Here is a 4,076-nt window from a genome sequence, read left to right as displayed (position 1 = left end):
GGGTGCGTTTACTGGCCGCCTACCTGCAACGTCAATGACTTTGGGTATGCTCTTCTTCGTCCTTGACGCCGCAGGGGTGTTGGCTGCGCACACTTACCCGAATCACTGACTTGAGTCTGTTATATCTATGGGCAATATTCAATTATAGGGATATTGCTCTATTTCCCTCTCATTGCACTAACAGCAAACCCCCATATTTTCGTCTATGCTAATTAAGATAAATCTTAGTCAGGCGCTATAGCTGACAAATCTTGCTTATATTGTGATGATTTTTTCTTTTTGATTTTATTAACTCAGCTACCTCATCGTCCAGGGTGAAGAATAAAACTTACACCTGCCCTCTTTCACGGGGCAGGGGTTTTATTGTGCAAATAGGTTGATAGCCACATGACTTATTTTTTGCTTAATCATTCGCCATAAGGACTCAATTTATGTTGTTCAATTTCAGCTCATCTCAGGCATCCCCTCGTGCCGAACTGACATCGATTGATAGTGCTGTCCCGATGATTATTTTCAAGCCAGATGGTACGGTGAAACACGCTAATACATTATTTTTACAAGCAATGGGATACCAACAGGATGAGGTGGTCGGCAAACATCATAAACTGTTCTGTGACCCACAATATGTACTCACTGATGCCTACCGCCGCCACTGGCAACTGCTCAATGAAGGGCGACCGATTACCGATAATATTAAGCGTATCCGCAAGGATGGCAGCATTGTTTGGTTGCAGGGAACCTATACACCGGTACTCGATAGTAGTGGAAATGTGATTGAAATTATTAAGCTCGCCAGTGATGTGACCGAGCGTATTTTGCAATCTCAGGAACACCAGAGTTTGCTAAAAGCACTTAACCGTTCAATGGGGATGATCACTTTCACACCACAAGGCATTATTTTGGATGCCAACGAGAATCTGCTGAAGGTTATTGGTTATTCACTGGCAGATATTCAACATAAATCTCATCAGATACTCTGCACACCAGAATTTGCACATAGCGATGAGTACCATCAGCACTGGCAGCGGTTAGCCCACGGTGAGTTTATTATCGGCCGTTTTGAGCGTCTTAATAGACATGGCAAACGGGTATGGCTGGAGGCCAGTTATAACCCGATTATGGATAACGAGGGACAAGTGATTAAAGTGGTGAAGATTGCTCAGGATATTACACAATTGATGTTGCAGCAGGAGCATGAGGAGAACCTGATCCGCGATGTGCACCATTTATCATTAACCACCGACCGTTCAGCGTCACAAGGGGCTGAGATTGTTCAACAGGCGGTTCGTGGTATGCAAGAGGTTGAGTCTATTGCACGCGAAACCTCTGATGTGGTCAGTGATTTGGGCCGCTGCTCACAAGAGATTGGTACCATGGTGGAAGCGATTCGTAAAATATCGTCTCAAACGAATCTATTAGCGATCAATGCCTCGATTGAAGCGGCTCATGCCGGTGAGCATGGCAAGGGTTTCTCGGTGGTGGCAAGTGAGGTCCGAATATTGGCGGACCAGTCACGCAAGGCAGCGGCTGAAATCGAGCAGATGACAAAGAGCATACAGAATGGAGTGATGGCGGCTATCAAGGGTATGGGGACTTGTGTCGAACAAGCGGGGGGCGGGGTGACGCTGACCCGAGATGCCGGTGAGGTTATTAATCAGGTCAATATTGGGATGCAGGATGTGGTGAAACTCATGACCGCATTTGCTCAGGTCAAGAATCAACAAGCGCCGATATGATTGGCCTATCAGCATAAAAAATCTGGCGGGGATCATCAAGATGCCCGCCAGAGGTATTTTAGGGTAATGTCAGCCTGCGCATCAGGAAACGTGTTGGAGGAATTCCCGTAAACGTTCACTTGGCGGATTTGAGATAAGGCTATCCGGGTTGCCATCCTCAGCGACCCGACCTTTATCAATGAAGATAAGACGCGATGCCACTTTCTGGGCAAACCCCACTTCATGGGTGACGATGACCATGGTCATGCCTTCTTCGGCCAAGTCCTTCATTACCGTCAATACTTCGTGACGTAATTCTGGGTCCAGTGCCGAGGTCGGCTCATCAAACAACATCAACTTGGGTTTTACCGCCAGCGCCCGAGCGATAGCGACACGCTGCTGTTGGCCACCCGATAGCTCTGCGGGAAAATGATGCGCGCGTTCTTCCAATCCAACTTTGGTTAACAACGCCATAGCGAGTTTGTTGGCTGCCTCTTTAGAAGCACCACGAACGCGAATCGGACCAAAGGCGACGTTTTCCAAGGCCGTCAGGTGGGGGAACAGATAAAACTGTTGGAACACCATGCCAGCTTCCTGACGGATCAGGCGCTCATCGACTTTGGGATCATTGACATTCAGACCATCGACAATCAACTCACCACTGGTGATAACTTCCAGCTTATTGATACAACGCAGCAGGGTGGATTTACCCGAGCCGGAAGGGCCAATAATAACCACCACTTCACCCTTGGTGATATTCAAATTGATGTCGTGAAGCACTTGGGTTTTACCAAAGTGTTTAGAGACGTTTTTGAATTCAATCATATTATTTTCAGCTTTCTTTCTAACCGGCGCAGAACGAAGCTCAGAGCCAAGGTGATAATCAGGTAGATCACCGCCACCGCACTCCATATCTCCATGGCGCGGAAGTTGCCGGCAATAATTTCCTGACCCTGACGAGTCAGTTCTGCTACGCCAATCACGATAAACAGTGAGGTGTCTTTAATACTGACGATCCACTGGTTACCGAGTGGTGGCAGCATACGGCGCAGGGCCAAAGGGGCTATTACGTAACGCAAGGTATCGCGTTTGGATAAGCCGAGAGCCAGACCGGCCTCGCGGAACCCATTGTGGATTGACAGCACCGCACCACGGGTAATTTCTGCGATGTAAGCCCCTGAGTTAATAATAATTGTCACAACGGCTGCTGAGAAAGGATCGATGCGCACCGGCATCATCATCGGTAACGCAAAGTAGATAAACATCACCTGCACCACAATCGGCGTGCCACGGATCAGTTCAATAAAGACTAATGCGATATTTCTGCTCAGCCAACCGCCATAGGCGCGGGCAAACCCTGCTATAACCCCAATAATCAGGCCGCCAAGCAACCCCAGGACCGAGATCCATAGGGTTAACTTGGCGCCTTCAAGCAGGATTGGGATGGCGGGCCAAATAGCGCTCCATTCAAACTGCATGGATATTCTCCTGGTCTAAAAACGGCAAAAATGAATTACTTAGGTTCTACGCCGAACCATTTTTTATAGATTGCAGCGTAAGTGCCGTCTTCTTTCAGAGATTTCAGAGCAACGTTAACTTTGTCACGCAGGTCACTGCCTTGTGGGAATGCAACACCATATTGCTGGGCTTTGATAGATTCACCCACCGCTTTGAACTGGCCATTGCCGGCAGTTTTGATGAAGTAAAGGATGTTTGGCGTGTCATGCAAAACGGCATCAGCGCGGCCAGTACCTAACTCCAAATAGGCGTTATCGATATTCGGGAATTGGCGCAGGTCTTTGGTTTTGATGTTGGCTTTAGCATAATCGACAGAACCGGTGCCGCTTTTGACTGCCAACACTTTACCTTTCAGATCAGCTTCGCCTTTGATGTCATTGTTGTCAGCTTTTACCATCACCAGCAGGCCGCTGTTGTAGTAGCCATCAGAGAAATCAACGGCTTTTTTACGTTCGTCGGTAATAGTGATACCGGCTAGTGCCAGATCCACGTTCTTGGTTTGCAGTGCTGGAATGATACCGCTGAAATCCATTGGTTTCAGGGTGTATTTCAAATCCAGTTTCTTCGCGATGGCATCCCATAAGTCGATATCAAAACCGACATATTTATCCCCTTGTTTGAATTCAAAAGGGACGAACGCGGTGTCGGTAGCAACAATCAGTTCTTTTTCTGCGGCGTGGGAGCTAACAGCAAAGGCCAGCGTGAGCGCGGCCAATGAAACTTTGACAAATGACTTCATAAGTGGGAGTTCCTTTGTACTTTTGTGGATAGAGATCCGTTTTTTATATTTCAGATAGCAATATGAAAAGATCGTGCCAGAAATGCAAGTTATTTAAAAATAAC

General features: G+C 47.4%; 4 protein-coding genes. 1 reads left to right on the top strand and 3 read right to left on the bottom strand.

Going from position 1 to position 4,076, the window contains the following annotated elements; genetic code table 11:
- Positions 1-431 precede the first annotated feature (431 nt).
- Positions 432-1,736, top strand: coding sequence for a methyl-accepting chemotaxis protein (locus V1952_RS20445; protein ID WP_372558417.1), 1,305 nt, complete (start codon positions 432-434; stop codon positions 1,734-1,736).
- 81 nt (positions 1,737-1,817) lie between these two features.
- Here V1952_RS20445 and glnQ read toward each other — a convergent pair whose 3' ends face one another.
- Genes glnQ through glnH form a run of 3 tightly spaced genes read right to left on the bottom strand, consistent with a single transcriptional unit; the run spans position 1,818 to position 3,972 of the window.
- Positions 1,818-2,540, bottom strand: a complete 723-nt coding sequence (glnQ, locus tag V1952_RS20440; protein ID WP_372558418.1) for a glutamine ABC transporter ATP-binding protein GlnQ — start codon at positions 2,538-2,540, stop codon at positions 1,818-1,820.
- Positions 2,537-3,193, bottom strand: coding sequence for a glutamine ABC transporter permease GlnP (gene glnP / locus V1952_RS20435; protein ID WP_004709093.1), 657 nt, complete (start codon positions 3,191-3,193; stop codon positions 2,537-2,539). The genes glnQ and glnP overlap by 4 nt, the downstream gene beginning before the upstream one ends.
- A gap of 35 nt (positions 3,194-3,228) precedes the next feature.
- Positions 3,229-3,972: a glutamine ABC transporter substrate-binding protein GlnH gene (gene glnH, locus V1952_RS20430; protein WP_372558419.1), complete on the bottom strand. Its 744-nt coding sequence runs from the start codon at positions 3,970-3,972 to the stop codon at positions 3,229-3,231.
- Positions 3,973-4,076 lie beyond the last annotated feature (104 nt).

The sequence above is a fragment of the Yersinia sp. 2542 StPb PI genome, assembly GCF_048593855.1.
GTDB classification, from domain to species: Bacteria; Pseudomonadota; Gammaproteobacteria; order Enterobacterales; family Enterobacteriaceae; genus Yersinia; species Yersinia enterocolitica_E.
The sequence above is the reverse complement of the archived record's forward strand: the minus strand, read 5'-3'. Positions and strand labels throughout refer to the sequence as shown.

Coding starts and splice junctions, on each gene's coding strand:
- glnQ (WP_372558418.1), bottom strand. CDS start 2,540: ATGATTGAATTCAAAAACGTCTCTAAACACTTTGGTAAAACCCAAGTG.
- V1952_RS20445 (WP_372558417.1), top strand. CDS start 432: ATGTTGTTCAATTTCAGCTCATCTCAGGCATCCCCTCGTGCCGAACTG.
- glnH (WP_372558419.1), bottom strand. CDS start 3,972: ATGAAGTCATTTGTCAAAGTTTCATTGGCCGCGCTCACGCTGGCCTTT.
- glnP (WP_004709093.1), bottom strand. CDS start 3,193: ATGCAGTTTGAATGGAGCGCTATTTGGCCCGCCATCCCAATCCTGCTT.